Origin of the sequence: Candidatus Nitrosocosmicus sp. FF01 (genome assembly GCF_047711275.1) — an archaeon.
Taxonomy (GTDB): Archaea; Thermoproteota; Nitrososphaeria; order Nitrososphaerales; family Nitrososphaeraceae; genus Nitrosocosmicus.
Map to the genome: position 1 here is coordinate 36,095 of NZ_JBLNIG010000002.1, position 25,303 is coordinate 61,397.

Genomic DNA, 25,303 nt, shown 5'->3' on the forward strand with positions numbered 1-25,303 from the left:
TAGATCACCTATTTCCTTTTACCCTTATTTACTCTTTTACTGAATGAATCAATGGTTGATTGAATTTGTTTTGTTTGAGAAGGATGAGAAGAGGGAATTTTAGTTGCATTACCTTTCACTCGCAATCCCACTTCTACTCCTCTTTTACTTTCCCTTCTTCTACCTCCAGTTTCTTTATCCATTTTACTTGATGATTTTTTTTTATTAATTTTGGTTTCAATTTTGCCAATATCTTTTTTCAAAATATTATCGGATCTATTGTTCTTTTTATTAATAGTAACTGGTGCTGGCATTTTGGATTTTTTTTCATTAATTGTAGCATTCTTTTTCTCTTTCTCTTTCTTTTTATTATTTACAACCTTTAGGTTCAATTTCCTGTTTTTAGTTGAAGGTTTTGATTTATCGGGCAGACCTGAAGATTTAGTATTTTTGCCACCAGGTCCAAAATCAGAAACTGAATTTTTCTTTTGCTTATCTTGTTTTTTAGACCTTTGAACCTGATTCATTTTTTGATTGCGATGATCAATTTTATATAACGCTTGTGATGGTAAATTTGAAGAAGAGAGGGATTCGATAGTACCTGTGGAAACAGTAGAACCTTTTGAAACTGTGGAATCAAAAGACCCTTCTAAATTTGCGGAATTAGCATAAGGAGAAGGAGAAGGAGAAGGAGGAGATGAGGAACTTGCATGCAACGCGTCCCCTCTAGAAGTCAAAGCAGCGGTAGTAGTGGTAGTGGTAGTGGCAGTGGCAGTGGCAGTGGCAGTGGCAGTGGCAGTGGCTTGTGGAAGAACATTAGCCAAAGAAGACATTTCGTTTTCATCAATCATTGGCTTTTTAGCCAGATGATTCTCAATTAAGCGAGAAAAAGAGTCATTTAATTTTGAATTCTTGATTCCAAGAGATTCATTTATGGAATCTACGATGAAAGGAAGATAGTGTTTATATAATCGCAACTTATTTTCGGCCTCTTTTAGTTTTAATTCTTTACGAATCTGAGTACTTAATTTTCGATATAACTCTGAAAGGCAGGATTTCATGTAATATTTTAATTCGCCCTCAGAAGCAATGCTTTCTTTTCCTGCAGTCTTGTACGGTATTTTTGTTGAACAAATATGAAAGAATATATGCAATGGTAACACTTCGATGACTCTATCTTTTTTTGATTCTTTGTTGGTAGAGAATTGTTCTTTGGCCTGTTTTTTAGTAATACCCATTTTATTAATTTCAACTTCAGATATTACCTCTCTAGCGACATCTGAGCCTTCATCATATAATAAGGGAATTTTATTTGCAAACCGGTACATTTTAAACGAAGGAATATCACCTCCATAAGCCAAGCCGGTTTCAACAATTGTAGGCCTATTGTTTATGACACATGTTCGTGATGTATAGGTCGTTAAGACAGGTTTAAGGACTTTGACTGAAAAATTAGACTTAGAAGATATATTATTTTTTTGTTGTATTTGTTGCTGGTTCTGTTGTTGTAGTAGTGATTGTTCTGTATTTGATAACGTCGCCACTGAATTATCTACTGTTGTCGTCATATGAGGACTAGCAACTGTAGTAGCAGTAGTAGCAGTAGTAGGTGCAGCATAAGAATCACTCATAGCCACTGACGAATTATCAGATTCTAATTTGTTGACAACCGAGTTGTGAGATTCAGCTTTATCAGCTGATATGGTAGTATCATTATTAGTACTATTATTTTTGCTTGAGACGATAGTATACTCAGACATCATTCCAATAGTTAAAACATTCTCTCCAATGGGACTTAAGTGGTCGGTATTAGGATTCTGGAATCGTGTTTTTTTACATATATTTACTACTTTAATAAGATCGTGTTCACTGAAATCACTTATGGCGGTCTTTAGTGAGAGCCCAGCATTCGTAACAATGTCCTTGGCCTTTTCGTATGAGAGCTTTTGAAAAGAGGAGCTTAATATTTTGGGTAGTGACATTTTTTGACTCTGAAATTTTGAAATTGCTTTTTTTAGAGTCTTGAGATCCATGTCAGAAGGATGTGGTAGAATTTCTTGTGCCGGCTGCGGCATTATAGATGTCCTTCGGTCAAAGTGAAACAATCCGTCATCTGTTTCAAACGTAATAGATGCATATGGGTTTACAATACTTGTTTCAGAAACATACTCGTAAATCTTGTTTTTAGTTATGGGCATTAACTTGGCTCTTAAAATAACTTCTATCTTGAATCCAGATTTGCCTGTGGTAGCAGTGTCGAAGCGCGCATCAGGGCCCTTTAGTAATTTTTTGGATAATACAATGGGTTTATTAGTTCCAATATCAGTCCTAAGTTCAAAATAATATTCATCGGATTCGTCAATGGAGCGATTCCATACTTTGATAGGAAAATCCGTATCCTTTGTAGAGAAGGCCGCAACCATTTTTAATCCGACACCAAAAAGTCCCCTTTGTTGTTTTTCCATGTATTTAGCAGAAGTCAAAAATGAGCATACCGCGACAGGTAATTTTTCGGAGTTGATACCTGTCCCGTTATCCTCGCATGAAAGAGTCCACAGATCATTTGCCTGATCATAAATTTTCAAAGATACATTAATTGATGGTAAGATTGAAAAACTCTCACAAGAATCTAGCGAGTTTTCGATTAGCTCTCGTATGGCCATGTACAGTATACGTTCACCAGTAAAACCGGCCAAAGCGGAATTATCTACAAAAAACTCAGATTCTGCTTTCTTATTATAAATAATCTTGTATTTTTCTAGCTTATTTAAAGAAGCAGAATGTCCTTCTTCTTCTTTTTTCTTTAATGATCTATCCCTGCTGGAATCCAAAACGACACTATCCTTTATTGTTGTTTTTGTTGAGGTAGCGTGAACAGGGGTTGTCTTGGTAGTAGTAGTAATAGTATTGTTAGCAGTAGCATTAGTAGTAGCAGTAATAGCAGAAGTGGCCGTCTTTGTAGTCATATTAGTAGCATTAGCAGTATTAGTAGTAGGAGCGGCAGAGGATTTGGTCGGCATCAAATATAATAGATAATATCTTATTTGATTTAATCGTTATTCCAATTCAACATTGAATTGATTAGAACCAACTACTCTCAATCAATCTGGGAACCGTATGGGGTGGACGAATTTTTTAATTCTCTTATGCTATTTGGATGAATTTCCACTAGGTAGCGTTTTTTTTGATTTTCTTTTTGAATCACCAAGTAATCTGTACCCGTTCCGACAACTGTTCCATTTAATAACTCCTTAATTTTCAATTGGGTAGTAATATTAAATCAAGAGGCTCATAAGTAGTATTATTTCTTTTTTCGGATGTTTTGATGTCACCATAACAAAAGCATATGATGAAGATAAAACAACAAATACCAAGAATTTAGGTTGGGAGCTCATGACTAAAATGCAAAAGACATAAGAATTCTTTAGTCGCAATATTTTCTTGTATATATGGATGCTAGGTGTGTAAACTGTAATAGGAAAGCAGATTTTGATATTGATAAAAGCAAGGTAACCTGCAAAGAATGCGGATTGGAATTAGATTATGAAGAGTACATTGAAAGAATGAAAGAAAAGGCAGTTACAATGGCTGATGATTTTCAGTCGACCTGGGATAAGAGAGGATTTTAATTTATTTTATGTTCTGAGGCTGACAATGAACAGACCATTGCATCTTGAGTGTATAAGTAGATATTTTAGCAAGATTAATTAAGGCTACAAATTCAAATAAAAAGGACTTTGGTAGAATTTAAAGTAGTCATTTCAGATTCAGCTGGTAAAAGCACCAATCAGGAATTAAAAGACAAAAGTGCCCAGCCTCTTTTAGGTTCTAAGCTTGGAGATGTGTTAGAATCTTCTATTTTCGGATTTAAGGAAGGAAAGGTGAAATTAACAGGTGGCAGCGATAAATCTGGAACACCTATGCGTTCAGATTTACATGGAGCTACAAAGAAATATGTTCTCATGACCAAGGGTGTTGGAATGCGCAACCTAGGACCAGGAGAGAGAAAGAGAAAGCTGGTCAGAGGAAATCTCATCACAGAAGAAATTTATCAATTAAACTGTCAGTTAATCGATGCAAAATTGCCTGAAAAGGAACTTCCGACTGATACTGATCCTTCCACAGCAGTTGCTGCTGAAGGCGAACAACAACAATAACAATCAGGATAGTTCACAGGCATAGATGTAAAACTTTTTATCACATTTTTTTGATTTTTTTCTGATTGCATCTAGATAATCTTTTGGTTTAACACTTTAAGTAAATTAATATTTGAATGAAAAAATACAAAAGGTATTGCACTGGAAGGATACTTTACCTGAGTGGTATATTCAAAAATATGGTTATCAACCATGTATTAACATAGGCACCTCAGGACATGTAGATCATGGTAAAACAACGCTTATTGAAGCTATTACAGGAGTATGGACAAGTGGACATAGTGAAGAGCTTCGACGAGGAATCACAATAAAGGTAGGTTATGCAGATGCTGCCTTTTATAAATGCCCTAACTGCCCACCCCCATCAAATTACTCTGTTCAACCCAAATGTGCTCTATGTAATTCTGAGGCAGAATTATCAAGAGTAGTAAGTTTTGTAGATTCTCCCGGACACGAGAGTTTAATGGCAAACATGCTCTCGGGAGGAGCGTTAATGGATGGTGCAATACTAGTAATAGCTGCAAACGAAAAGGTTCCTCAGCCTCAAACAAGAGAACATCTTTTAGCACTTCAAGTATTGGGTATTGAAAATATTGTGATCGTTCAAAATAAGGTGGATCTTACTGAGAAGGAGAACGCTGTAGAAAACTACAACCAAATAAAGGAATTTGTAAAAGATAGCGTAGCTGAAAATGCTCCAATAATACCTATTTCAGCGCAGCACAGAGCAAACATTGATGTTTTGATAGAATATATTGAAAAGTATATTCCTACTCCCCAAAGAGTTAACAATGAAAATGGCATTATGCACATCCTTAGGTCTTTTGACATAAATAAACCTGGAACCTCAATAAAGAACATTAAAGGAGGTGTATTGGGAGGTGCCTTGGTTCAAGGCGAATTTGAAATAGGAAGTGAAATAGAAATCTTGCCTGGAATTTACAACGAAAGAAAGAATAGGTATGAATCCATTTTTTCTGAGATAGGTTCCTTGGCCACCGGTGCTGGGTTGGTAGAAAAGGTCAGGCCAGGCGGGTTGGTTGCAATAGGTTCCAAACTAGACCCGTCCTTTATCAAAAGTGATTCACTGATAGGTGCGGTGGTTGGAAAACCAAATTCATTGCCCCCAGTTGTCGATGAAATTACAATAGATATCAATCTATTTGATACGGCGGTCGGTACTCAAGATTTGGTAAAAGTTGAGCCCATAAAGACCAAAGAAAACCTTAGGTTAAACATTGGAACTGCTGTAACCCTTGGAAACGTTACGAATTCAAAGAATCAAAGAATCGAAGTAAAGATAAAAAAACCCATTTGTCTCATGCCTAAAAGTCGTGTTGCTCTGAGTAGAAGAATTGCAGATAGATGGCGATTAATTGGTGCAGGAATAGCCGTTTAAACCAATATGGAGATTGTTAGCGATACTAGTTTTTTAATGGTTTTGTGCTATGAGCCCGTCAAAAACCTGGATGCGCTAGAGTCAAAATTTGGAAAATTGATATGGTTAATCCATCCACAAACGGTTGACGAGCTGATGCAGTTAGAAAAGGCGGCAGGTATAAAAAGATCAAAAATTGCAAATTTATCCTTAAGGATTATCAAAAATCAGATAGAGAAAGGAGATTTTAGATATCTAGATGAAATCGAATTGAATCAGATTGATAAAAATGTTACGAATCTTTCAGTCGACTCTGTATTACTAAACCTATCATTCCAAAAGAAAAGACCTCTAGCTACAATAGACAAGGGTTTGATTACGCGAGCCCTGAAAAAAGGCGTTGATGTCATAACATTAAAAAATAATAAAATAATCTATGTTCATTCCAAAGTTGGATCAAACTTAAATCATCCCTAATTACCTTCTTTATTCATTATGATCAATGTTGAAGGAGTTGAAATACGATGGAATGGACATGATGGATTTAGATTTGATTCAAATAATAAGAGGATTTACGTTGATCCTTACAAGCTAATTGCAGAATACGATAACAAGAATGACGCAGACATTCTATTGATTTCACATAACCATTTTGATCACCTAAGTGTTGAAGACATAAATAAAATAATTAACAAAAATACAAAAATTTGTGCTCCAGAAGAATGCTTGGATTCTTTGAAGAAGAATTATCCAGCTAACAGCATCATTTTATTAGGACACGGAGAGACAAAAAAGATAGAAGAAGGCATATCAATTACAGGCATAAAAGCTTATAACACAAACAAGAACTTTCACCCAAAAAAGGATGGAAAAATCGGTTTCATCATAGAAATAAATAATTTATCAATTTATCACACTGGGGATACAGATATCATTCCGGAGATGGAAAACGTAAATCCGGATGTCTTGTTGGCACCTGTGTCGGGCACGTATGTAATGACAGCAAAAGAAGCAATAAAGGCTACAAATGAAATAATCAAACCAAAAAAACTTGCTATACCAATGCATTATGGAACAATTGTTGGATCAGTTAAAGATGCAGAGGAGTTTAGCAAGGGTGTGAATGTTTGCAAGACTTCGATACAGGAAATAGAATAAAAGAAAGCATTGTCTAGCTGCCTGTGTGCCTCTCTGGCCTACTCTAATGAAAATACTCACTAAAAGAATGATTAAATATTAAATAAAGTTAAAAAAATCATAATAACGTGTAGGTAATGGCAGGAATAGAGTTTTTTAAATCAGAGAGGAATAGAAAGATAACCAAATACCTTTTAATTATCGCGGTACTGTGTTTAGCTTTTTCAATTGCTTTCATTCTTAGAGCTTATCCAATAAAATATGGATTTTACTTAAATGAATTTGACCCCTTTTTTGATTATAGAGCTACAGAATATATAGTAAATAACGGGGTGGTTGCGTATTTTGACTGGCATGATTACAAGTCATGGTATCCTGACGGTAGGGACATAGCAGGAACCTCCCAATCGGGATTGCATTTAACGGCGGCTACCCTTTACCAAATTTTTGGATTGAATATGACCTTGATGGATTTCACAATTTGGTTTCCGGTAGTAATTGGGTCAGCGTCAACCGTACTAATGTTTCTGCTAGTACGAGTAATAACAGGCAATACTATTCCAGGATTAATAGCAGCCCTATTTTTTGCTGTAAGTCCCGCAATAATACAAAGAGGAAACCTGGGTTGGTTTAAGTCAGAACCATTGGGACTGTTTTATGGCCTAGGTGGAACATACTTGTTCTTATCTGCCTTAAAGGATAAAAAATACAAGTATTTTATCCCAAAAGCAATTGTCGGAGGAATACTAGTAGGACTTGCGGTCACCTCTTGGGGAGGGTCTCAATATTTTGTAATACCGATTGGAATTTTCATAATAGTATTAGGATTTATTTCAAAAGACCTCAAAAATAATTTAATAGTTGCTGCTTTGTTTACAATTTCAGTCATTTCAGTAGCCGGTGCATTCCCAAGACCAGGAATGTCGTTTGTTATTGGACTACCGGGTATACTGTTGATGACAAGTACACTGTTTCTATTTGTAACTACCATAGTTAGACTAAAAACTTCAGAGAAAAGGGCAACCTTAAAGACTGCAGCAGTATTGGGGATATTTGTAATAATCGGAATTTCTATAGTGGCAGGAGGTTTTTACAAAACACCATCGTTTAGATATCTTAACGCCATAAATCCATTTCTTTCGGCAGAAAATAAGCTGGTAGAGTCTGTAGCGGAGCACTTTACACCTACCATAGTGGATTATTTTAGACAGTTCTCGGTTCTAATAATTTTCGCAGGTTTAGGAATATGGCTGGCTTTTAAGAACAAGAGTAATTCCAACATGATTTTTGCCTTGATAATAGGATTGACGGGTATCTATATCAGTGCAACCTTTGCGAGATTGCTGGTATTTGCGTCTTTAAGTATCATAATACTGTCGAGTATAGGAATTTACCAATCCATCAGAAGCATAACATCGATCAGAACAGAGTATGAGCAAGGGGCAATATCGCCATCATCTTCTCCAAGTAAGGACGATCCAAAAATAAGAAAGGAGATGAAAATGAAAATGAGCAAACAAGTTTTGCCTTACATGGGTTTTGTCACGATTCTGATAATAATGCTAACTATTCCCATGGTATATGACAGTAATACAAATTGGATTACTTCTGCCGATGTGCCAACATCCATAGCTAATGGAGGAACTAACTATAGATTGACCACTAATGACTGGATTGAGACTTTGGACTGGATATCAGAAAACACACCAGAGGATTCGGTAATAACATCTTGGTGGGATTATGGATACTGGATTACTACATTGGGAAATAGAACATCTATTGCCGATAATGCAACCATTAACCAAACGAGAATTGAAACCATAGCAAAGATGTTTATCAGTCCAGAAGAAGAAGGCTGGAAAATTGCAAATAATCTAAAATCAGACTACATATTGATATATGTAGTAGGACAAAAACTTCCTTCCCTAGACCCTGCTAATCCAACGCCGCTATATGTGCTGGGTAGTGGAGGAGATGAAAGCAAAAAGCATTGGTTTATCCGGATTGGCGGATTCAATGAATCAGAATATGTGGAATCAAACGGAGACACTCCAAAGCAAAAGTATTGGGATTCTCTCTTGGGAAATATGATGCCTTTTAAGACTATAGGATACTTTAATCCAAGTATTGGAACTCTCTCACCAACATATCAACCAAATGCAATTCCATTTTATACAAAGGATATAAAATATCCGAAGGGCAATACTGAAGAGCCATTGTCTTTAGAATACGCTTCAAAGAGCTTTGAAAGTAATGATCCAGGACTATTTTTTGGAGTTTTGCTCTACAAAGTTAATCAGAATTATAGTTCCACAGTCAACTCTACTGCTGCCAACTTCGCAGCAACAAATGGTAATAATAATCAAACCGATGGATCCAACGCCTCGATCTCACAATCTAATATTTTAAATAATATAGACAATACAACTTCTTCTAGTAACAATATGACAACGACTACTAATGCTACTGCAACTATTGAAACAACACAGGGTCCAATAAAAATCGAGTTTTACCCAGATGTGGCGCCAAATCACGTGAAGAACTTTCAAGACCTTGCCAGCAAGGGATTTTATGATGGGATAGTATTTCATAGGATAGTTCCAGGATTTGTAATTCAAGCAGGAGACCCAAATACAAAAAATGATAGTGCTAGCAGAGAATCTTGGGGTACAGGCGGTCCAGGATATACAATAAATCAGGAATTTAACAATATGCCTCATGAAAGAGGAGTATTGTCTATGGCAAGAACAAACGATCCCAATAGTGCAGGTTCACAGTTTTTTATAGTGCTTAACGACTCGAATTTTCTAGATAATCAATACACTGTCTTTGGCAAGGTAACAGAGGGATTGGAAATAGTGGATAAGATTGCAAATTCCACTACCAACTCAATGGATCAGCCACAAGACCCCAATTCAGCACGAATTACCAAAATTACAATACAATAAGCAACACCTCTTTACATAATCCCTTTTTTATCTAGGAGTTTCTTATTTTGATAACAAGCTATAATAGATGAACGGCAATACTGTGCTTACATCGGCATGGATAGTAACTTGTTTGGCTTGAGTTGTAACTTTGCCCCATGAAATGGCTTCTGCTACAGGAGCACCACTTAGGCTACCATCCCATTCTGAAGCTGTTGTAATATACACAGCATAATCTAACCCACCTCGGTATTGATTCCACCAAAGGGTATGATGCTTTGATAATCCTCCACCCATCATGAAGGCCCCAGTCATTTTGGCATCAAATATCAACTCAGATAAGATGGTTTGATCCTTCAAGATATCGATTCTAAATTCCTTATGTGACTGATTGAACAGCCACATCTGATTTCCTACTGCACCATCTACTATTCCTGGAACCATAACAGGGATATCATTTTTGGCAGCCCAATACAAGAAAGAAGACTCATTTAGACGACTTCCTATGTACCTGAGCATTTCAGATGGAGCCAATTCTAGTGAACGTGTTTTTGATTTGGCATTATCATAAAGTTCTTGTAAAATAGGCTGGACTTTAGCTTCAATTAGGGGTCCATAATTTTCGTTAGGTATAAGTATGTTACCCAATCTATGAATATCTTTTTTCAAGAGGAATTGATCGTCTAATCTAAAATCACCCTCATAGTAAGAAGAAAAGGATTTTGCAATGTCGTGGTCCAATGCACCACATGTAGTAATAACGCAATCAAACATCTTGTTCTTTATCATGTCTCGGATAATTCCACGGTTTCCAGTGGACACAAGCGCACCAACAAATGAAAGGAAGCGGGTGCAGTTTTTCTCACTCATCATTTTTTTCAATATTCCAATCCCACTAGCCAGATGTCTCCCTTCAAACCCACCAGAATGAGCCATATTTACCAGAATCTGATTTAAAGATGTATTTCTATTAATGGAATAATCGTCAATGGATTTGTTCAAATAATCAGAACTATTTTTAACATTGGCATTATTGCTTTGGTTTTTGCTTTGGTTTTTGCTTTGGTTTTTGCTTTGGTTTTTGCTTTGGTTTTTGCTTTGGTTTTTGCTTTGGTTTTTGCTTTGGTTTTTGCTTTGGTTTTTGCTTTGGTTTTTGCTTTGGTTTTTGCTTTGGTTTTTGCTTTGGTTTTTGCTTTGGTTTTTGCTTTGGTTTTTGCTTTGGTTTTTGCTTTGGCCACTACTCTTCTTTATGTGGTTCAACAATGGATGTAATTATTTTCATATTAATAAACTGCATCAGGCAATAATCTTGTTATCAACAAGCGGGACGATCACAAATATATAAGTGATATATAGATTTAAGTGATTGAATCACGATCGACATAGTTTTTCAGGAAAAAAAATAGATCCTCCAGAAATCTCTGCCAACATGAGTATTTCAGAAATGATAGATTTATTCAGAAACACGGGATATAATGCACGTAGGTTAGCTGAGGCAGCCGATATATTAAAAAAAATGGTTGAATCCAATGCCACGATTTGTTTGACCATTTCTGGAGCATTAACACCCATCGGTTTTGGTAAAATGATAGCAACCATGATAGAAAATGGTTTTGTGGACTGGATAGTCACCACCGGTGCTAATGCCTATCACGATTTACACTTTGCATATGATTTGCCAGTCAGGCAGGGTCATTTCGATGTTGACGATGATGTTTTGTACTCTAAACGAATTGTGAGGATATACGATGTATACATAAAGGAATATGGTACCCTCCAGTCACAAGACCTTATAATTCAAAAGAATATTCAGAAAATTTATCAAAAAGATATAGATATTCTAAATGGTTCAACTGCCGATTTGTCATATCTGATAGGAAAAGAGGCCTCTGAAAAATCCAAATCACCTGAAAAATCATTCATGGTGTCAGCATTCAAATCTAATGTTCCTGTTTATATGCCAGCACTTAGTGACTCATCAATCGGACTAAATATGTTACCGTCTATGCTAGACGGAAAAAGGTCAATAAATCCTATCAAAGACATTGCAGAATCAACCGCAATTCTTTGGAAAAGTAAAATTTCCGGTGGATTCGAATTGGGTGGCGGGGTTCCCAAAAACTTTTTTCAACAGACTGGTCCAGCATTGTATCAAATTCTAAAAATAAAGGAAGGCGGTCATGATTTTATAGTCCAGCTTACAGACGCAAGACCAGATACTGGTGGTTTATCTGGAGCAACCCTACAAGAAGGAAAAAGCTGGGGTAAAATAAAGACATCCCATAAAGGAAATGTAATAGTCTATGGAGACTCATCTGTATATTTTCCAATCCTCTGTTCATATTTGCTTAGCGAATGCAAGCCTAGGGCCAGAAAACAGATATTCAAGAAGAAGGATTCATGGGTGGAAGATATGAAAAGTCAATACATCTCCTCGAAATCTTAATTTACACAAGCAGGAAAAAAATTTGAATTTTTTCTTTTTGCTTGACTATTAATAAGACAATTACACTAGGCCACGCTACGTTAATGATTATCTTCTTAAAACAAGATCCAGATACCTTTTCCCAGCGTTGATAAACAATAACATAAAAAGGTTGAAAACAGGTAATGTAATTGGTCAAATGTCGGAATTCAATCAACTATTGGTACGAAGAATAAAAAACGGTACTGTAATAGATCATATTGAGGCATCAAGGGCTTTACTTGTACTTAATATCCTAAATATCAGAGGTCAGGAAGGAAATGTAATCACCGTGGCCTTAAACGTGCCGAGTGTCAAACAAAAGAAGAAAGACATCATAAAAGTTGAAAACAAGTTCTTGGAAAAGAAAGAAACGGACAAGCTAGCATTGATTGCACCTAACGCGACAATCAATATAATCAAAGATTACAAGTTGACCGAAAAAAGAAGAATTCAACTCCCAGACAAAATAATAGGATTTTTCAAGTGTCCAAATCTGAGATGCATAACCAATACTGAACAAGGACTAGATTCAAAAATAGAGATTATCGATAAAAAAGACATACTATTAAAATGTCAATACTGTGCAAGGTCGATAACCACTAACGAATTAATTAGCTGAATAAATGATTGAACGACCGACACAAGATAAAATGCATAAAAAATTGAAATGAAATAAACTAAATTTTTTTTGTGTGCGCGTATATATGCATGTACGTGAGCACATGCATCTAGGCAGGGAATCACAAATTAAGTTGACTATTTATTATTGAAAATAAAAAATGCTTGGGTCGCATGTTCAAACATTTAATAAAATAAAAGTGGATCCAAGATATCATTATTCTCCTCTACAAACTTCACAAGTATAGGATCCATCGGCATAGAGCAGAAAATCAGACCATTCACCACATTCATCACAATATCCAGAAATATTTCTAGGAGAACGTCCAATTTCACCTCTTATAAGCAATGATTTTTCAGAGACTACATCAAATAATTCTGGAGTAACAGCTAGGACATCAGATACAGAGATAATTCCAACAAGATTACCCTTATGAGTTACACCTAAGCGCTTTATCCCGTGTTGTCGCAGGAGTCGTGCTGCAGAGGTAATACTCTCCTCTCCATTAATCGAAACTAATGGTTGCATTATACTTGACGCTTTGATTTCAGAAGGAATATGTCCAGCAGCAATTGATTTGGAAACAATATCCATTTCCGTTACAATACCTAGAGGGTTATCATTATCCATGATTACGATACTTCCGATTTTAGCATCAGTCATTAATTTTGAAATCTTGATTAGATCATCATTAGGTCCTGCATGGACAATAGGGCTATTCATGACGTCACTAACTAAAACCCGTGTAGTCATTCCAGTAGTTTCGTCTCTAATATCTTTAGACACATCCAATCTTCAGTGTTTGAATTTAATTACTTTTCTATTCATACAGTGTGTAATAAAGGACATGAGAAATTTTTGAACCTAATCATTTTTTTGGAGAACTTTAAATTCATATTTTAAATCCCCTTTTTCAATTGGCAGAAGTTTAAACTGACCCACAGGAAGGATTCGCACGATCTCATCAATGGATAAATTCTTCATAAAAGTTATGAGGCCTTCAGGAAATTCATTTTTTATAAAGTATTCTACAAAATCAGACTTTATCTTTTTTGAAGCCTTTACGACATCAAAACCGGAAGGAATTACCTTTCTCAAACATATCGATCTTTTCGATATGGATATGGGAGGACCTACGATCAACAAAGGTCTTTCCTCTATAAAAGAAAGTCCTATTGCCAGTTTTGTTTCCAAATTCTTGACAAAATTTCTCTTACCTTCAATAATAAAAGCACCTTTTGGTAAATATTGGCCCGTTGGTGCACCTTTTTTAACTTGGTTTGGATAAACCCAATAGGCATCCGCTGAAGAAAGATTGTCTTTCCATGATCTACTGAATGATATAGTCGCCTGCGACACCTGGAGTACACTTTGAGAAATGTCCTCAACGGACTTGTTATTGGCGTTTTTTAAGATGAAGAAAGGAGAGCCATATACCTCAGCATGAAATACATAATCATGTTCCGTTAGATGTTTTCTTATAAGCACCGAATTGGACGAAGAATCTCTGCCACCTATAGCCAGCATATCATCGGTAGTAAGAAACCATCTATACTTTTCATACCATTCTTTGTTGGTTAAAATTTTGATTTGTGACAAAGGTTTTTTATTTTTTTGTTTTTGAATTTTTTCCAGTTGTTCATGTAACTTTGCCCGAGAGGTTTCAATTGTGATCAAACCCCTTTCCATTTCTTTAGCTACATTAAACAAGAGTGAAGAAATCTTTGGAATATTGAAACTCCCCTTGTCTATGGGTACTTTTTCTCCCATAATTTCCAAATAATCCTTCCCCTTGATGCTTAAGATTTTGGCATCAAAATCATTTAGTAATTTATCCAAAGGATGGTCGTGATTTTCTGTAACGGTAGTGCTCCCAGAATCAATATGGGTTGAGGAAGAGATGGAGGAGGAATAGAGGGGTGTAAAGGCAAAAGATTTAGCGACAACGGCAGCCGAATTTTGCATAAGCAAATTGGCAAAATTTCGAAGTTTGTTCGATTTTGAAATAACCAGTTCTTTTGCTTTCTCTTGTTCATTTAAATCGTGTTCTATTGACTCGATCTGTTTTTCTAACTCGGAATTTTTTGTAGTACTATTCTGTAAAATATTATAATTCAGGTATTCATCAATTGCATCAGTGTATGAATCAAATCTTTTGATGAGATCGGAATCAACAACATCACTAGGAATTACTGGACTAATATCGATGGGATTTTTGTTTTCATCCAAAAGTATGCACGGTTCGTGTCCAACTCCAGTTGAAATATTTCTTATTGTGGAGGTTAATTCTTCAAATAAAATTTTTTTCTCAGATGGACTCAAATCTTTCACCTTCTTATTATGAATCTTTGAATTATGTACTGCGAGTTCAATGAATTTTTTTGAAATAGAAAGGCTTCTGCCCAACCATCTTTTTAGATCAATATTTTCAGATTCATTTTTCTCAATTAGGGACAAAAAATCAGAAAATGTAATGGATAGAGGATCGACTCCTCTTGCGGGTGGAGGAAAATATTTTAGTCCCACCTTTAGAATCCTATGTCTGACATTAATTGGATTCAAGATATTCAAAATTTTAAAAGAATCATTACAGATCATTATGTTCCCATGACCAAACAATTCGACAATGAGATAATATTTTATCCCCAGTATATTCTGAAAAACAAACTGTACTATTCGTTCCCCAGGAGTAACCACAGCGTCGACAAGTTTTGAGCGTTCTAGGTCGGTTTTAATCTTCTTAAGAGTGTCATTGTCTTCCATAATAGAGTATTTGTACTTTGTAATACAAATTCCAAATGTAGAAATCAATAAGGAAACATCATTTTTTTGGGAATGATGAAATTTGATTATCAGAGAGTTTTTTGATATTAGGGAAATATTGCTTACGTAATAAACGCTATCTATAACTTCCTTGATATTGTTTACGATAAATCTTAATTCTATCTCCGAAATAGCCATTTGAATAATAATATGTTTTTATTGAATATAATAACTAGATGGGATTTAATTGTTCTCCACCGTAATAGGCTTGCTTGATAAATATTTACATATAAAACTAACCTGCTGAGGTTTAAATAATTACAAGTTTTTGATTCTTGACGATATCTGAGTATGTTTTTATTAGAGTTACGAAAAGTAGAGATTAAATGTGGTTAATTAAAATTAATAGCACATACCATTGCAAATAGAAGATAAAATTTATTATTTAAGAATCGGTTTCGCTATCATAGCAGGATCGATATTAGGTGTTGTTGTAAAACCCAATTCTGATCAATCTAATACAATAGGATTAACTATACTCATTGGCATCATTTTTTATGCAATATCTCAAATAATTGCTACCCGAATGGCCAAAGATGTCCCCAAAGATAAAAAGAAAAAGGTGGTTACCATAGCAATTTTTGGATTCATTTTCATGCTATTTACATTTATGATATTGATATACACGGTAATTAACCAAAATATCATATAAGCAGACAGAAAATGATATGGAATTACAAGACACCTGGTATCTTAGACGAATTATTTGAAAGAACTGAAAACGTCCCAATTACAAAAGAAGACGTTAGATCGATAATAATCAGTAAATTACGGCTAAAAGAAGGTTTTACTGCCATCGATGTAGGGTGCGGCAGTGGCAGTATAACTGTAGAAATTGCTCTCCAAACCAGAGCCAAAATATATGCAATTGATTCAGATTTAGAAGCTATAAATTTAACAGAGAAAAATCTTTTGAAATTTGGTACTTTAAAAGATACAGCCATTATTCATGGAAAGGCCCAAGAAGTACTACCAACCTTGCCAAATGTTGATGCGATTGTAATTGGAGGAACCACTGGAGAAACTGATAAAATAGTGAAATTGGCGCTGTCGAAATTAAATGAAGGTGGAAGGTTGGTAATTACATCGATTCTAATAGAAACCATTTACAGTGCCCTTAAGGCTATGCAGGAATCAAGTTTAAGAGATATAGATATTACTCAAATAACAATTGCAAAGTCAAAGAAAACAAGCTCAGGTACTATGATGATATCAAGAAATCCTGTTATCATTTTCTCGGGTACTAAATGAAATGGTTCAAATATGAACACTTTAATTAAAATAATTTAGAATTCTACTTATGCGTGATTCAGTTCTTTATTGTATAGGATGTGGCCCAGGTGACCCAGAATTAGTAACCATTAAAGCAATAAATTTGATAAAAAATGCCGATATAATTTTTACACCAACTGCAAGGGAAAATAAACCTAGTGTTGCTCTTTCAATAGTTGAAAAATATGTATCCAAGGGAACTGAGGTACGACAGCTAATATTCCCAATGACAAAAGACATAACAAGATTAAAGGAATCATGGAAAAATAATGCAAATGAAATAGCCGAGGCAGTTAGGGTTGGAAGAAAAGCCGTTTATTTAACTGTGGGTGATCCCTCCCTGTACAGTACCTGGATCTATATACATAAAGAAATACAGACAAATCATAAGGATGTGGAAGTTGAAATTGTCCCGGGTATAACTTCGATATTCTCGTTTTCTGCAGAACTTAAAACTCCCGTAGGAGAGGGAGAGGAAATAATAGGTATAATTCCCGCATGTTATAATTTAGACAGACTGAAGACTGCTGCAGAATGTTGTGATACTTTAGTCTTCTTAAAAGATGGAAGATATTTTAATAGTGTAATTGATGTTTTAATGGAATCCAGTTTTCCGGATGATTCGGATGTCTTTATAGCACAAGATGTGTCTACAAATGCGGAATCGTTACAAAGAAGAAAGTTAGTTGATATAGCGAATAACAAGAATGAAAACAATGATAAGTACTTTTCCATCATGATAGCCAAAAAGAAAAAATGATTCAAAAAAATACTGTATATTTTGTAGGCTCAGGACCTGGCGATCCAGAGTTAATAACCATCAAAGCAAAAAATCTTGTCGAAAATGCAGACGTGATAATTTACTCAGGGTCCTTGCTAAATCCCGAATTATTGAGATACGCAAAAAATGATGCTCAATTATTTGATGCAGCAAAATTGAGCAGAGTCGAGATATATGAAATTCTCAAAGAATCTACAAAGAATGACAAACTGGCTATAAGATTTCATGACGGGGATCCGGGCTTATTTAGTACCATTCGAGAACAAATTGACAAATTGGAGCAAGATAACATTAACTGTGAGGTGGTACCTGGAATAACATCCTTACTGGGTGCTGCAGCTTCAATGAATTTGGAGATGACTCTGCCAGGGATTACACAAACGGTAATAATTACTAGAGCAGAATTTAGAACTCCAGTACCAGACAGAGAAAAAATCTCTGAACTCGCAAAACATGGTGCAACAATGGCATTTTATCTAAGTGTTCATTTGTTGGATAGAATTGCTAAAGAGCTATTAGATGGAGGAGTATATACCAATGATACGCCAGTTGCGATAGTATACAAGGCAACATGGAATGATCAAAAAATATTAACAGGAACCATTGGCACTATTGCAAGAAAGGTAAAAGAAGAGAGAATAGTTAAAACTGCTCTAATAATTGTTGGAGACGTTATTTCCCCAAAAGAATATGAATTTTCAAAGGTTTATGATTCAAAATTTACCCATGGATATAGAAAAGGTAAAAATGATAGCAGCGGTGACTAACTAAGCGGGATACGCTCTAATTCCTTTTGATTAACAGAAGCCCATGCACCCATACCTCGTCCGTTGGTTCCCTCTAAATCGATGATCTGGCTTATAATAATCTCTTTAGGAGCCATTGGAGGCCAGAGCATGGCGACATAATCACCCTTATTGCCAGGCTTGTTCATATCCGCTAGAATCATCTGTTCTGTCTTAAAACCAACTGTAGATAGCTTTGATTTTATTGATTCAAACAGTTGTTTTTGACCGTGGACTATTACATGAACGTTTTTATCCGAACTATAATTAGACATAACCTAATAAAAGTCGCATATTTATAAAGAGGTTGCTAATCTTCCAGATGTTGCAGTAGCATAAGACTAACATATGGCATTGTCGAAGTAACGAAATATTATATCAGCAATGACAAATACTTACGCGTTAAATCTATCAGATACCATCATGCAATCAATCACAACTAACCTAACGAGAAAGTATAATAGAGATGGTTTAAATATTAGGCTCGCTTAATTAGGCTTAACTAATGACTTTGCATCAAAAATTCACATCCTCTCAGTCAGTAGAGCTTGTAGAAGAAAATGAAGAGGAGAGCATCATAACTTTCATCTGTGAGAACACTGACGGAATCTTGGATCCCTTAGATCAAATGACGTTTGCATTAAACGAAACTGCTATAAGATATGGTCCAATAGTAATACTAAAGGATGCTCCGTGATACTCGTATAGGGTGATGTGGCAATTGGTAACAACTAATCCTGGCGCAGCTTCGAGTAACAGTGCCTCATCGGGAAAACACATTATTCCAGAGGATAAAACTGATGAAGTAAAAGCACTAATAGCCCGATACGTGTTGCTTAAAATAGAACAAAAAAAGATAGAGGCAAAATTATCTGAAATTGCAAAATATTATGATGACGAGTCTTTAAGAACAATATTTGAACCTATTGGTGAATCAATGATGGGTGTAATAGGATTAGAATCATCCCATAATAGGAAAAGAACTGATTCTCTGGCATAGAATTCGTTTATTAGCTGATTATCAGCAAAAAATATATTTTTTGCTGATAATATAGCCGGTAGATAGACTTCGAAAAGGTACTAAAATATCAAATCGAAAAATGAAATCCTGTTATTTTTTTGTTCTATAAACATTCAATTGCTTTCTAGCTAATTTTCTTCTGTATTTAGCAAGCGGATTTTTTCCAGTCTTTGGTAATACTCTTCCTTTCATTATATTGGTGCCGCAGGTATTACAATATCCATCTATGGTCACCATACTATTCGCCAGTTTCACAAATTTTATATCCGACATAATTACAACGGATTTGCAAACTGTGCAAAAAGTACTCGAATAATCAGGCATAATGGTACATATAGTCAATTGAAATATTAAATTTTCTATTATTGTTATAGTCATTTTATCTTATCCTCTATTGAAATATCTTTTAGATTTAATTCACCTATTCAAACACTGGTTACTTCACAATGAGTAATAACATATCATAACTAATAATACATTTAAAGTTCAGATTCTTCTTTGTAGTCATTTCATGCAAATTTTTTCAATGCATATTAGAAGTCGAGAGTTTACAACTTTGAGTCAGTTTCATAGATTTAACCGAGCATATCTGTTTGTTCTGCTACACCGCGATCTAAATTTATTTAATGATCTAAAAATCTAATTAAAAAACATTTAATACCACGCTTCGTTAAGTTAGAACCAACATGACATTACCAAAGGGATTTGGTTCACAATCTAACACCCAAAAAAACAGAACTTTTGATGAATGGTGGGCAACCGTACCTGGGGATTTGAAAACAAAAGCTCGAAAGGGCGATGAAGCAAACAAAGTTTTATTGAATCAGGTAAATTATGTATTACTTCATCTTCATCTACAAGGCAAACACGATACAAAACCATCTCATGAAGAATTGAAAGATTGGCTTCATAGTGGTCAAGTAGACGTAATGCGTCAAATTAAAAAATAAATTTTTTAGAAAATTTTATTTTTTTATTTTCTATCTATTATAACATAAAAACTAAAAAATAAAATATATATAAATACCTGCATATATAAAAAAGAGTTTTGAAGAGGGGTAGTCATATTGCAATTTTTGATACTTTTAAGACATATCAAGCAAAATCTACCAGAGAATCAAAGCGACAAAGAGGAATAATTGCACATATTGCATTAGAAAAGGATCCTAGTGGCAAAACAAGGACTTCAATTGCTCACATCTTGGCAAAAAAATATGGAATTGCATGGCAAAACATTTACTCTGCAATTTTCAAAGACCTTGATGAGGTACTAATACCTGCAAAGGTTGTCAAAGAGGGTGGCAGATTGCCAACAAAGAGAGGCCCAAAAGCCTTACAAATAGAGGGGATACCGTATTACGAGTTAACCAACACAGGGCTAATAATTGCATCAACTATTGAAGAAACAGGAGATATCAGATTTCGCATGAAGTTGTTAGAACTTTACATATCGAATTCAAGTATAAACGGTACAAGTAGAAATGAAAATGCCGCTATAATCAATGAGGGAATATTATTGTTATCAAGATATGCACCTTCATTCATTTTAAAAATAATTAATGAGTATATTGTTGCCTATAATCGTGGCGAAATTGAAAGATTGGATACTCTTGATATTGAAAGATTGAAAAAGGTAATTTCGAAACAAATAACCATTGAAAAAGAATTGGTTGAAACTTGTATGATACTGTCCAATGACAAAAAAGAATTGCTAAAGAACTTTATTGAAAGAATTAGTTAATGCACATTACTGACAAAATTTTTAGATTTTAGTTTTTATAGTCAACAGAAACAGTTTTCAGATCAAAGGCAAGTTCGGTAGAAAAGAAAACAGAACGTGCTTCATTTAACAATACTTCCAAGTCTTTATATCGACTGCTAAAATGAGTTAGGCACAGTCTGTGAACAGATGCCAATTTTGCTAGGGCTGCAGTTTCAATAGCCGTCGAATGATAGCTTTCCTTTGCCTTTAATAGTTCGTTGGATGAGAAAGTAGATTCGAATATCAGTAAATCACAATCTCTAAAAAAATTACAAAGATTATCAGATGGGCGAGTATCGCCTGAAATACCAATTTTTCTACCAGGTCTTCTTTGACCAACAATTTCGCTAGAATGAATTACTCGGTTCTTATCTACAATATCTATTCCTTGTTGAAGTAAACTGTATAATTCCCCTTCGGGAATATTCAGCGTTTTTGCTTTTTTTATATCGAATTTTCCCGGTCTATCGTTTTCAACCACACAATAGGCATAAGAACAAACACCAGGTCCATGTTCAGATTTACAATATAATATACTATACTCTTTTTCTTTGACCAATATCCCATGAGAACCACAAATTTTATGTATGTTTATTTGAAAAGTCAACTTAATATGCAGCAATCTTATATTTTCTAAAATGAAATCATTCAATGGCTCAGGGCCAAAAATATCAATAGGTAACGTTCTTCCTTGAAGTGAGAGCGTTTGTAGAAAACCTAAAATTCCCAAAATATGATCCGAATGCAAATGTGTGATAAATAGCTTGGTTCTTTTATTGAATCCGAGTTTTGCCCGGATAAAATTATATTGCATACCTTCTCCTGCATCAAAAATGAGCAATGTTCCATGTCTATTCACTACTATGCATGAAAGTGATCGGTCAGCAGTAGGCATTGCTGCAGAGGTACCTAAGAATATTACATCAAGACTTACCATAATATAATCAATCACAGAGAATATTATCTATTCGTCTAAAATCGAAGATAACGTTTTGGCAATTTCATCACTTAAATCGATCTTTGAACATGATTTAGGAATACTATTGGTAGATATCAGATCATGGATTCCGGTTTTTCGCAAAGTATCCAATGATTTTTCATCAGATAAGGCATGGACACACATGACAAAAATTCTGTTACAATCATTTTTCTTCAAGACATCAATCGCTCTCATTATTGTTCCCCCGCTTGATATCATATCATCTATTATTACTATATCGCGATCCTTAACTTCAATATCAAGATTTTCATCCATAGTAATGTTGCCAGTTTGTCTATCGCGCTTCTTCCTTAAACTTACGGAGGAAGTTCTTAGGATATCAGAAAACAACTTTGCCCTTGTAGCCCCACCTTGATCAGGGGATACAATCAGGGGATCAACCAAGTTGAAATTGGTTTGTGCATACTTGGCAAGCAACGGAATGGACGAGATATTAAAAACATTCAAGTCAAAACAAGATAAGGCTGTGGCACTGTGAATATCAATAGTAACTAAATTATTGATACGGAAGCAATCAAAAAGCTTTGATATGAGAGCCATGGATACAACTTCGCCTTCTAAGAAAGTTCGATCTTGTCTTGCATATCCCATATATGGGATAACTGGTATAACCTCTGCTGCACCAGATTTAATGCAATATGAAAGCATCATAAAAGTTTGTAAATAATGTGAATCTACCGGGGGAAAAGTGGATTGGACTATGACACATCTCTTATTAACTAGGTTCGCATTTATTCTTATTTTACTTTCTCCATCAGAAAAAGTTCGCAATTCAACTTCAACAGGATCAACATTCAAGATGGATGCAATAGACGTTCCTAACTTTGTTGAGGATGGTCCAGGTAAAACCGCTAAATCTTTCACGACATCATTGAGATAAAAAGAGAATCTTAAAAATGTTCAACCAATGTGAATGAACCAGATTGCTTATTGACAATTATGCATGCTTTAAGATAGAGATATAGTTCTAAGAAGCAGCAGCAGCAGCAGCATGACTAATAATACCAAAGGTTCTTGCTCAATTAAATAATGATCAGTCTTTTTTTATTGTTTTATTATCAATATAACGTCTGAATTTATTTTGTTCAACTGTTCTGCTATCGCTTGAATAACTTGTTCATTTGCATTCAGGCTAGAAAAATCTAACAATTGAAATCCATCCAGCAAGTGAACAGTTGGACTTAGATCGGAATTTGAGAATTTTGAAATAATTGAGGGAAGATCGGTCATTAGCATAGTGGACGAATTATATATTAATTTGCCATTGTCCAGTGAGAGACGCACTCTGCCATATTTGTCTAAAACAAGTATAGATTGTTTATTTGTATTGAAGAATAGTTTTTTATGTTTGTATGAATTAGTAAAAATATAATAATTACCTAGTTTATGCTCGAGAGAAATGTTTCCACGATATTGAAATAAATCTTTCGCAATTCCGAACAATTCTTCTTCACTTAATTCTTTAGAGCCATTATTATTTAAATCAAGAGTAACATTACCTATTGCAGTAACTCTTAGTATAGATCGATCACTTATGTATTCAGATTGAACAGACAGAGAATCTGGTGAGGCATTCTTTCGTATTGCTTCTTCCTTGATTTCTGTTATCAATTGAGTAACATCCTCAGGAGTAGGGTTATTAATTGTTCTTTCTTTTTCTTCATAAATCATCCCAGTAGCAACTCCAATTGAAGATATGACATCCGCGTGATCTGCCTTTTTGTACTCAAAATTAAGTTTTCTTGCGACCATAGGAACCAGAACAGAAGCTCCTCCACCTCCGCCTATAACTACAATCCTGTTTTTGGATAATTTGTATTCTTTAATCATGGGTAGGATATAATCTACAATTTTAGAAACAGAAATATCCATGACTTGCCTGGCAATTTGCTCAGGAGTTACCCCTAAATAAGTTGCCAGTTTAGTAAATGCAATCCTAGCTGCGTCCGTATTCCCGTAGGCATTATCATTCTTGGGAATAAGATTCAATGCATTCGCAGCACACGTGTTAGTTATTCCATATTTCTTTCCACCTGGAACCTCGATGCAAATATAGTCATTAGGATCATTATTTAACGGGCTAATAGTAACAATTTCGCCTTTTAATAAATCCTCAGGATTTGCAAAACAAGAGTATTCCATTCCTGCAATATGTGAGGATCGGGGACCGACATCTATAATTTTCCTCTTTGAAGAAACTCTTATCAATGAACCACCGGCGACTCCACATATTCTAGAGTCAAGAGATCTTATGCAAGTAGGATGTTCCATAATGTTCACATAACGCATTTCTGGCTTACCATCCTTAATGATACTAATATTGGTTGAGGTGCCACCAACTTCTATAAATATTCCCTCTAATACCTGTAAAAACAGTAACGCCCCCACAACACTTGCTGCTGGACCCGATAATACAGTAATTATTGGTTTATGCAAAAAAGAATCCAGGGTAGTTACGCCACCATCACCTTTCATTATCATTACAGGTACATTGATACCAAGCTTGCTTACGGCGGACTTTACAAAGGTTGCAGTGCTCGTAGCTTTAGGAAGAATACTGGCATTAATTGTTGCTGTCAAAGTTCTAATTTCTAATCCATAAATTCCTGTTAATTCATGACCCGCGGTGCAGGGAAGTTTCGAATGTTTCATAACAAAGAGCTCATTACTAGGATCATCAACTCCGAAAGCTTCACTAACAACTATCGATTGAGCTCCCTCAGATACTAAATTTTCTATAGATTTGAGAATTCCGGGTCCTTCTAAATATTTAGAAGTATCCAAAAAAGTATAGCAAGTTTTTAAAGACTTGTTAGAATTCAAAGATATATCTTTTATATGAGTTCGTTTTACAACATTTGTTTTTTCCATCCCAACACCCATTCCAATAATACCAACCTTTGAAACATCCCCCTCAAGGAATGCATTCACAGCTTGGGTTGTGCTGTGAGAAATCAACTCTATCTCTTCATGGTCTATATTACAAAGCTCAATTAGCGCAGATAACGCATTCACAATACCAATAGAAACACCGCCGTCCAAAGAATGAGTTGTCGGGACAGATTTTTTTCCAAGGATTTTCTTTTCGACCATATCTATGGCTACGGCCTTGGTAAAAGTTCCTCCTACGTCTATACCGATTCGAATCTTTTTCATGCTTTTTATATCCTCTTCTTCATAGAAGCTCTAAAAACG

At 35.1% G+C, this 25,303-nt stretch carries 27 protein-coding genes; 16 read left to right on the forward strand and 11 right to left on the reverse strand.

Features of this window, described 5'->3' with window-relative positions:
• Positions 1-8: 8 nt before the first annotated feature.
• Both ACMT7R_RS05620 and ACMT7R_RS05625 read right to left on the reverse strand, forming a co-directional pair.
• Positions 9-2,999 (reverse strand): DNA topoisomerase VI subunit B, encoded by a 2,991-nt coding sequence (locus ACMT7R_RS05620; RefSeq protein WP_415310653.1) that lies wholly within the window; start codon positions 2,997-2,999, stop codon positions 9-11.
• A 77-nt stretch (positions 3,000-3,076) separates the two neighbouring features.
• Positions 3,077-3,241: a hypothetical protein gene (locus ACMT7R_RS05625; RefSeq protein ID WP_415310655.1), complete on the reverse strand. Its 165-nt coding sequence runs from the start codon at positions 3,239-3,241 to the stop codon at positions 3,077-3,079.
• Positions 3,242-3,428: 187 nt separating this feature from the next.
• Between ACMT7R_RS05625 and ACMT7R_RS05630 the strand changes: the two genes are divergently transcribed.
• The 6 genes from ACMT7R_RS05630 to ACMT7R_RS05655 all read left to right on the forward strand — a co-directional run bounded on the left by ACMT7R_RS05630 (position 3,429) and on the right by ACMT7R_RS05655 (position 9,599).
• On the forward strand, positions 3,429-3,608 hold the full coding sequence (locus ACMT7R_RS05630) for a zinc-domain-containing protein (RefSeq protein WP_415310657.1): 180 nt from the start codon (positions 3,429-3,431) through the stop codon (positions 3,606-3,608).
• Positions 3,609-3,716: 108 nt separating this feature from the next.
• On the forward strand, positions 3,717-4,136 hold the full coding sequence (locus ACMT7R_RS05635) for a S6e family ribosomal protein (protein ID WP_415310658.1): 420 nt from the start codon (positions 3,717-3,719) through the stop codon (positions 4,134-4,136).
• Between the two features lie 136 nt (positions 4,137-4,272).
• Positions 4,273-5,535 (forward strand): translation initiation factor IF-2 subunit gamma, encoded by a 1,263-nt coding sequence (locus ACMT7R_RS05640; protein WP_415311633.1) that lies wholly within the window; start codon positions 4,273-4,275, stop codon positions 5,533-5,535.
• A gap of 6 nt (positions 5,536-5,541) precedes the next feature.
• Positions 5,542-5,991, forward strand: a complete 450-nt coding sequence (locus ACMT7R_RS05645; protein WP_415310659.1) for a hypothetical protein — start codon at positions 5,542-5,544, stop codon at positions 5,989-5,991.
• Positions 5,992-6,009: 18 nt separating this feature from the next.
• Positions 6,010-6,672 (forward strand): MBL fold metallo-hydrolase, encoded by a 663-nt coding sequence (locus ACMT7R_RS05650; protein WP_415310660.1) that lies wholly within the window; start codon positions 6,010-6,012, stop codon positions 6,670-6,672.
• Between the two features lie 116 nt (positions 6,673-6,788).
• The gene (locus tag ACMT7R_RS05655) at positions 6,789-9,599 is read left to right on the forward strand and encodes a peptidylprolyl isomerase (RefSeq protein WP_415310661.1); all 2,811 of its coding nucleotides are present in this window, start codon (positions 6,789-6,791) and stop codon (positions 9,597-9,599) included.
• A 42-nt stretch (positions 9,600-9,641) separates the two neighbouring features.
• Here ACMT7R_RS05655 and ACMT7R_RS05660 read toward each other — a convergent pair whose 3' ends face one another.
• On the reverse strand, positions 9,642-10,580 hold the full coding sequence (locus ACMT7R_RS05660; RefSeq protein WP_415310662.1) for a deoxyhypusine synthase: 939 nt from the start codon (positions 10,578-10,580) through the stop codon (positions 9,642-9,644).
• Positions 10,577-10,816, reverse strand: a complete 240-nt coding sequence (locus ACMT7R_RS05665; RefSeq protein WP_415310663.1) for a hypothetical protein — start codon at positions 10,814-10,816, stop codon at positions 10,577-10,579. The genes ACMT7R_RS05660 and ACMT7R_RS05665 overlap by 4 nt, the downstream gene beginning before the upstream one ends.
• 128 nt (positions 10,817-10,944) lie before the next feature.
• Here ACMT7R_RS05665 and ACMT7R_RS05670 point away from each other — a divergent pair, with 128 nt between their 5' ends.
• Together ACMT7R_RS05670 and pyrI are read left to right on the forward strand one after the other, a co-directional pair.
• Positions 10,945-12,024: a deoxyhypusine synthase family protein gene (locus tag ACMT7R_RS05670; protein WP_415310664.1), complete on the forward strand. Its 1,080-nt coding sequence runs from the start codon at positions 10,945-10,947 to the stop codon at positions 12,022-12,024.
• 178 nt (positions 12,025-12,202) lie between these two features.
• A complete protein-coding gene (gene pyrI / locus ACMT7R_RS05675) occupies positions 12,203-12,664 on the forward strand; it encodes an aspartate carbamoyltransferase regulatory subunit (RefSeq protein WP_415311635.1) in 462 nt (153 codons plus the stop codon).
• A 216-nt stretch (positions 12,665-12,880) separates the two neighbouring features.
• On the opposite strand, the gene ACMT7R_RS05680 is transcribed toward pyrI, so the two are convergent.
• Together ACMT7R_RS05680 and rqcH are read right to left on the reverse strand one after the other, a co-directional pair.
• On the reverse strand, positions 12,881-13,450 hold the full coding sequence (locus ACMT7R_RS05680) for a cyclic nucleotide-binding/CBS domain-containing protein (protein ID WP_415310665.1): 570 nt from the start codon (positions 13,448-13,450) through the stop codon (positions 12,881-12,883).
• A gap of 78 nt (positions 13,451-13,528) precedes the next feature.
• Positions 13,529-15,625 (reverse strand): ribosome rescue protein RqcH, encoded by a 2,097-nt coding sequence (gene rqcH, locus ACMT7R_RS05685; RefSeq protein WP_415310666.1) that lies wholly within the window; start codon positions 15,623-15,625, stop codon positions 13,529-13,531.
• Positions 15,626-15,845: 220 nt separating this feature from the next.
• On the opposite strand from rqcH, the gene ACMT7R_RS05690 reads away from it, so the two are divergent.
• Genes ACMT7R_RS05690 through cobM form a run of 4 tightly spaced genes read left to right on the forward strand, consistent with a single transcriptional unit; the run spans position 15,846 to position 18,307 of the window.
• Positions 15,846-16,139: a hypothetical protein gene (locus ACMT7R_RS05690; protein ID WP_415310667.1), complete on the forward strand. Its 294-nt coding sequence runs from the start codon at positions 15,846-15,848 to the stop codon at positions 16,137-16,139.
• An 11-nt stretch (positions 16,140-16,150) separates the two neighbouring features.
• Positions 16,151-16,738: a precorrin-6Y C5,15-methyltransferase (decarboxylating) subunit CbiT gene (cbiT, locus tag ACMT7R_RS05695; protein WP_415310668.1), complete on the forward strand. Its 588-nt coding sequence runs from the start codon at positions 16,151-16,153 to the stop codon at positions 16,736-16,738.
• A 49-nt stretch (positions 16,739-16,787) separates the two neighbouring features.
• Positions 16,788-17,519, forward strand: coding sequence for a precorrin-2 C(20)-methyltransferase (gene cobI / locus ACMT7R_RS05700; RefSeq protein ID WP_415310669.1), 732 nt, complete (start codon positions 16,788-16,790; stop codon positions 17,517-17,519).
• Complete coding sequence (gene cobM / locus ACMT7R_RS05705) at positions 17,516-18,307, forward strand: precorrin-4 C(11)-methyltransferase (RefSeq protein ID WP_415310670.1); 792 nt, start codon at positions 17,516-17,518, stop codon at positions 18,305-18,307. Before cobI ends, cobM begins: the two co-directional genes overlap by 4 nt.
• On the opposite strand, the gene ACMT7R_RS05710 is transcribed toward cobM, so the two are convergent.
• Positions 18,304-18,600, reverse strand: a complete 297-nt coding sequence (locus ACMT7R_RS05710; RefSeq protein WP_415310671.1) for a hypothetical protein — start codon at positions 18,598-18,600, stop codon at positions 18,304-18,306. The two genes, cobM and ACMT7R_RS05710, sit on opposite strands and share 4 nt — an antisense overlap.
• 230 nt (positions 18,601-18,830) lie before the next feature.
• Between ACMT7R_RS05710 and ACMT7R_RS05715 the strand changes: the two genes are divergently transcribed.
• Together ACMT7R_RS05715 and ACMT7R_RS05720 are read left to right on the forward strand one after the other, a co-directional pair.
• The gene (locus ACMT7R_RS05715) at positions 18,831-19,022 is read left to right on the forward strand and encodes a hypothetical protein (protein WP_415310672.1); all 192 of its coding nucleotides are present in this window, start codon (positions 18,831-18,833) and stop codon (positions 19,020-19,022) included.
• A 24-nt stretch (positions 19,023-19,046) separates the two neighbouring features.
• Positions 19,047-19,325 (forward strand): hypothetical protein, encoded by a 279-nt coding sequence (locus ACMT7R_RS05720; protein ID WP_415310673.1) that lies wholly within the window; start codon positions 19,047-19,049, stop codon positions 19,323-19,325.
• A 111-nt stretch (positions 19,326-19,436) separates the two neighbouring features.
• On the opposite strand, the gene ACMT7R_RS05725 is transcribed toward ACMT7R_RS05720, so the two are convergent.
• Positions 19,437-19,583 carry a hypothetical protein gene (locus ACMT7R_RS05725; protein ID WP_415310674.1) on the reverse strand — a complete coding sequence of 49 codons (147 nt, stop codon included), beginning with the start codon at positions 19,581-19,583 and terminating at the stop codon, positions 19,437-19,439.
• 449 nt (positions 19,584-20,032) lie between these two features.
• Here ACMT7R_RS05725 and ACMT7R_RS05730 point away from each other — a divergent pair, with 449 nt between their 5' ends.
• Together ACMT7R_RS05730 and ACMT7R_RS05735 are read left to right on the forward strand one after the other, a co-directional pair.
• Positions 20,033-20,296, forward strand: a complete 264-nt coding sequence (locus ACMT7R_RS05730) for a hypothetical protein (RefSeq protein ID WP_144730631.1) — start codon at positions 20,033-20,035, stop codon at positions 20,294-20,296.
• Positions 20,297-20,394: 98 nt separating this feature from the next.
• Positions 20,395-21,087 carry a hypothetical protein gene (locus tag ACMT7R_RS05735; RefSeq protein ID WP_415310675.1) on the forward strand — a complete coding sequence of 231 codons (693 nt, stop codon included), beginning with the start codon at positions 20,395-20,397 and terminating at the stop codon, positions 21,085-21,087.
• A gap of 28 nt (positions 21,088-21,115) precedes the next feature.
• On the opposite strand, the gene rnz is transcribed toward ACMT7R_RS05735, so the two are convergent.
• The 3 genes from rnz to ACMT7R_RS05750 form a co-directional block, all read right to left on the reverse strand.
• The gene (gene rnz / locus ACMT7R_RS05740) at positions 21,116-22,045 is read right to left on the reverse strand and encodes a ribonuclease Z (protein WP_415310676.1); all 930 of its coding nucleotides are present in this window, start codon (positions 22,043-22,045) and stop codon (positions 21,116-21,118) included.
• A gap of 27 nt (positions 22,046-22,072) precedes the next feature.
• On the reverse strand, positions 22,073-22,972 hold the full coding sequence (locus tag ACMT7R_RS05745) for a ribose-phosphate diphosphokinase (protein ID WP_415310677.1): 900 nt from the start codon (positions 22,970-22,972) through the stop codon (positions 22,073-22,075).
• Between the two features lie 180 nt (positions 22,973-23,152).
• Entirely contained in the window at positions 23,153-25,264 is a 2,112-nt protein-coding gene (locus ACMT7R_RS05750; protein WP_415310678.1) for a hydantoinase/oxoprolinase family protein, read from the reverse strand.
• Positions 25,265-25,303 lie beyond the last annotated feature (39 nt).

Excerpts from the sequence above, each read along its gene's own strand:
- rnz (WP_415310676.1), bottom strand. The coding sequence starts at position 22,045 with ATGGTAAGTCTTGATGTAATATTCTTAGGTACCTCTGCAGCAATGCCT.
- rqcH (WP_415310666.1), bottom strand. The coding sequence starts at position 15,625 with ATGGCTATTTCGGAGATAGAATTAAGATTTATCGTAAACAATATCAAG.
- pyrI (WP_415311635.1), top strand. The coding sequence starts at position 12,203 with ATGTCGGAATTCAATCAACTATTGGTACGAAGAATAAAAAACGGTACT.
- ACMT7R_RS05630 (WP_415310657.1), top strand. The coding sequence starts at position 3,429 with ATGGATGCTAGGTGTGTAAACTGTAATAGGAAAGCAGATTTTGATATT.
- ACMT7R_RS05650 (WP_415310660.1), top strand. The coding sequence starts at position 6,010 with ATGATCAATGTTGAAGGAGTTGAAATACGATGGAATGGACATGATGGA.
- cobM (WP_415310670.1), top strand. The coding sequence starts at position 17,516 with ATGATTCAAAAAAATACTGTATATTTTGTAGGCTCAGGACCTGGCGAT.
- ACMT7R_RS05730 (WP_144730631.1), top strand. The coding sequence starts at position 20,033 with ATGACATTACCAAAGGGATTTGGTTCACAATCTAACACCCAAAAAAAC.
- ACMT7R_RS05620 (WP_415310653.1), bottom strand. The coding sequence starts at position 2,999 with ATGCCGACCAAATCCTCTGCCGCTCCTACTACTAATACTGCTAATGCT.
- ACMT7R_RS05645 (WP_415310659.1), top strand. The coding sequence starts at position 5,542 with ATGGAGATTGTTAGCGATACTAGTTTTTTAATGGTTTTGTGCTATGAG.
- cbiT (WP_415310668.1), top strand. The coding sequence starts at position 16,151 with ATGATATGGAATTACAAGACACCTGGTATCTTAGACGAATTATTTGAA.
- ACMT7R_RS05715 (WP_415310672.1), top strand. The coding sequence starts at position 18,831 with ATGACTTTGCATCAAAAATTCACATCCTCTCAGTCAGTAGAGCTTGTA.
- ACMT7R_RS05750 (WP_415310678.1), bottom strand. The coding sequence starts at position 25,264 with ATGAAAAAGATTCGAATCGGTATAGACGTAGGAGGAACTTTTACCAAG.
- ACMT7R_RS05725 (WP_415310674.1), bottom strand. The coding sequence starts at position 19,583 with ATGGTGACCATAGATGGATATTGTAATACCTGCGGCACCAATATAATG.
- cobI (WP_415310669.1), top strand. The coding sequence starts at position 16,788 with ATGCGTGATTCAGTTCTTTATTGTATAGGATGTGGCCCAGGTGACCCA.
- ACMT7R_RS05710 (WP_415310671.1), bottom strand. The coding sequence starts at position 18,600 with ATGTCTAATTATAGTTCGGATAAAAACGTTCATGTAATAGTCCACGGT.
- ACMT7R_RS05655 (WP_415310661.1), top strand. The coding sequence starts at position 6,789 with ATGGCAGGAATAGAGTTTTTTAAATCAGAGAGGAATAGAAAGATAACC.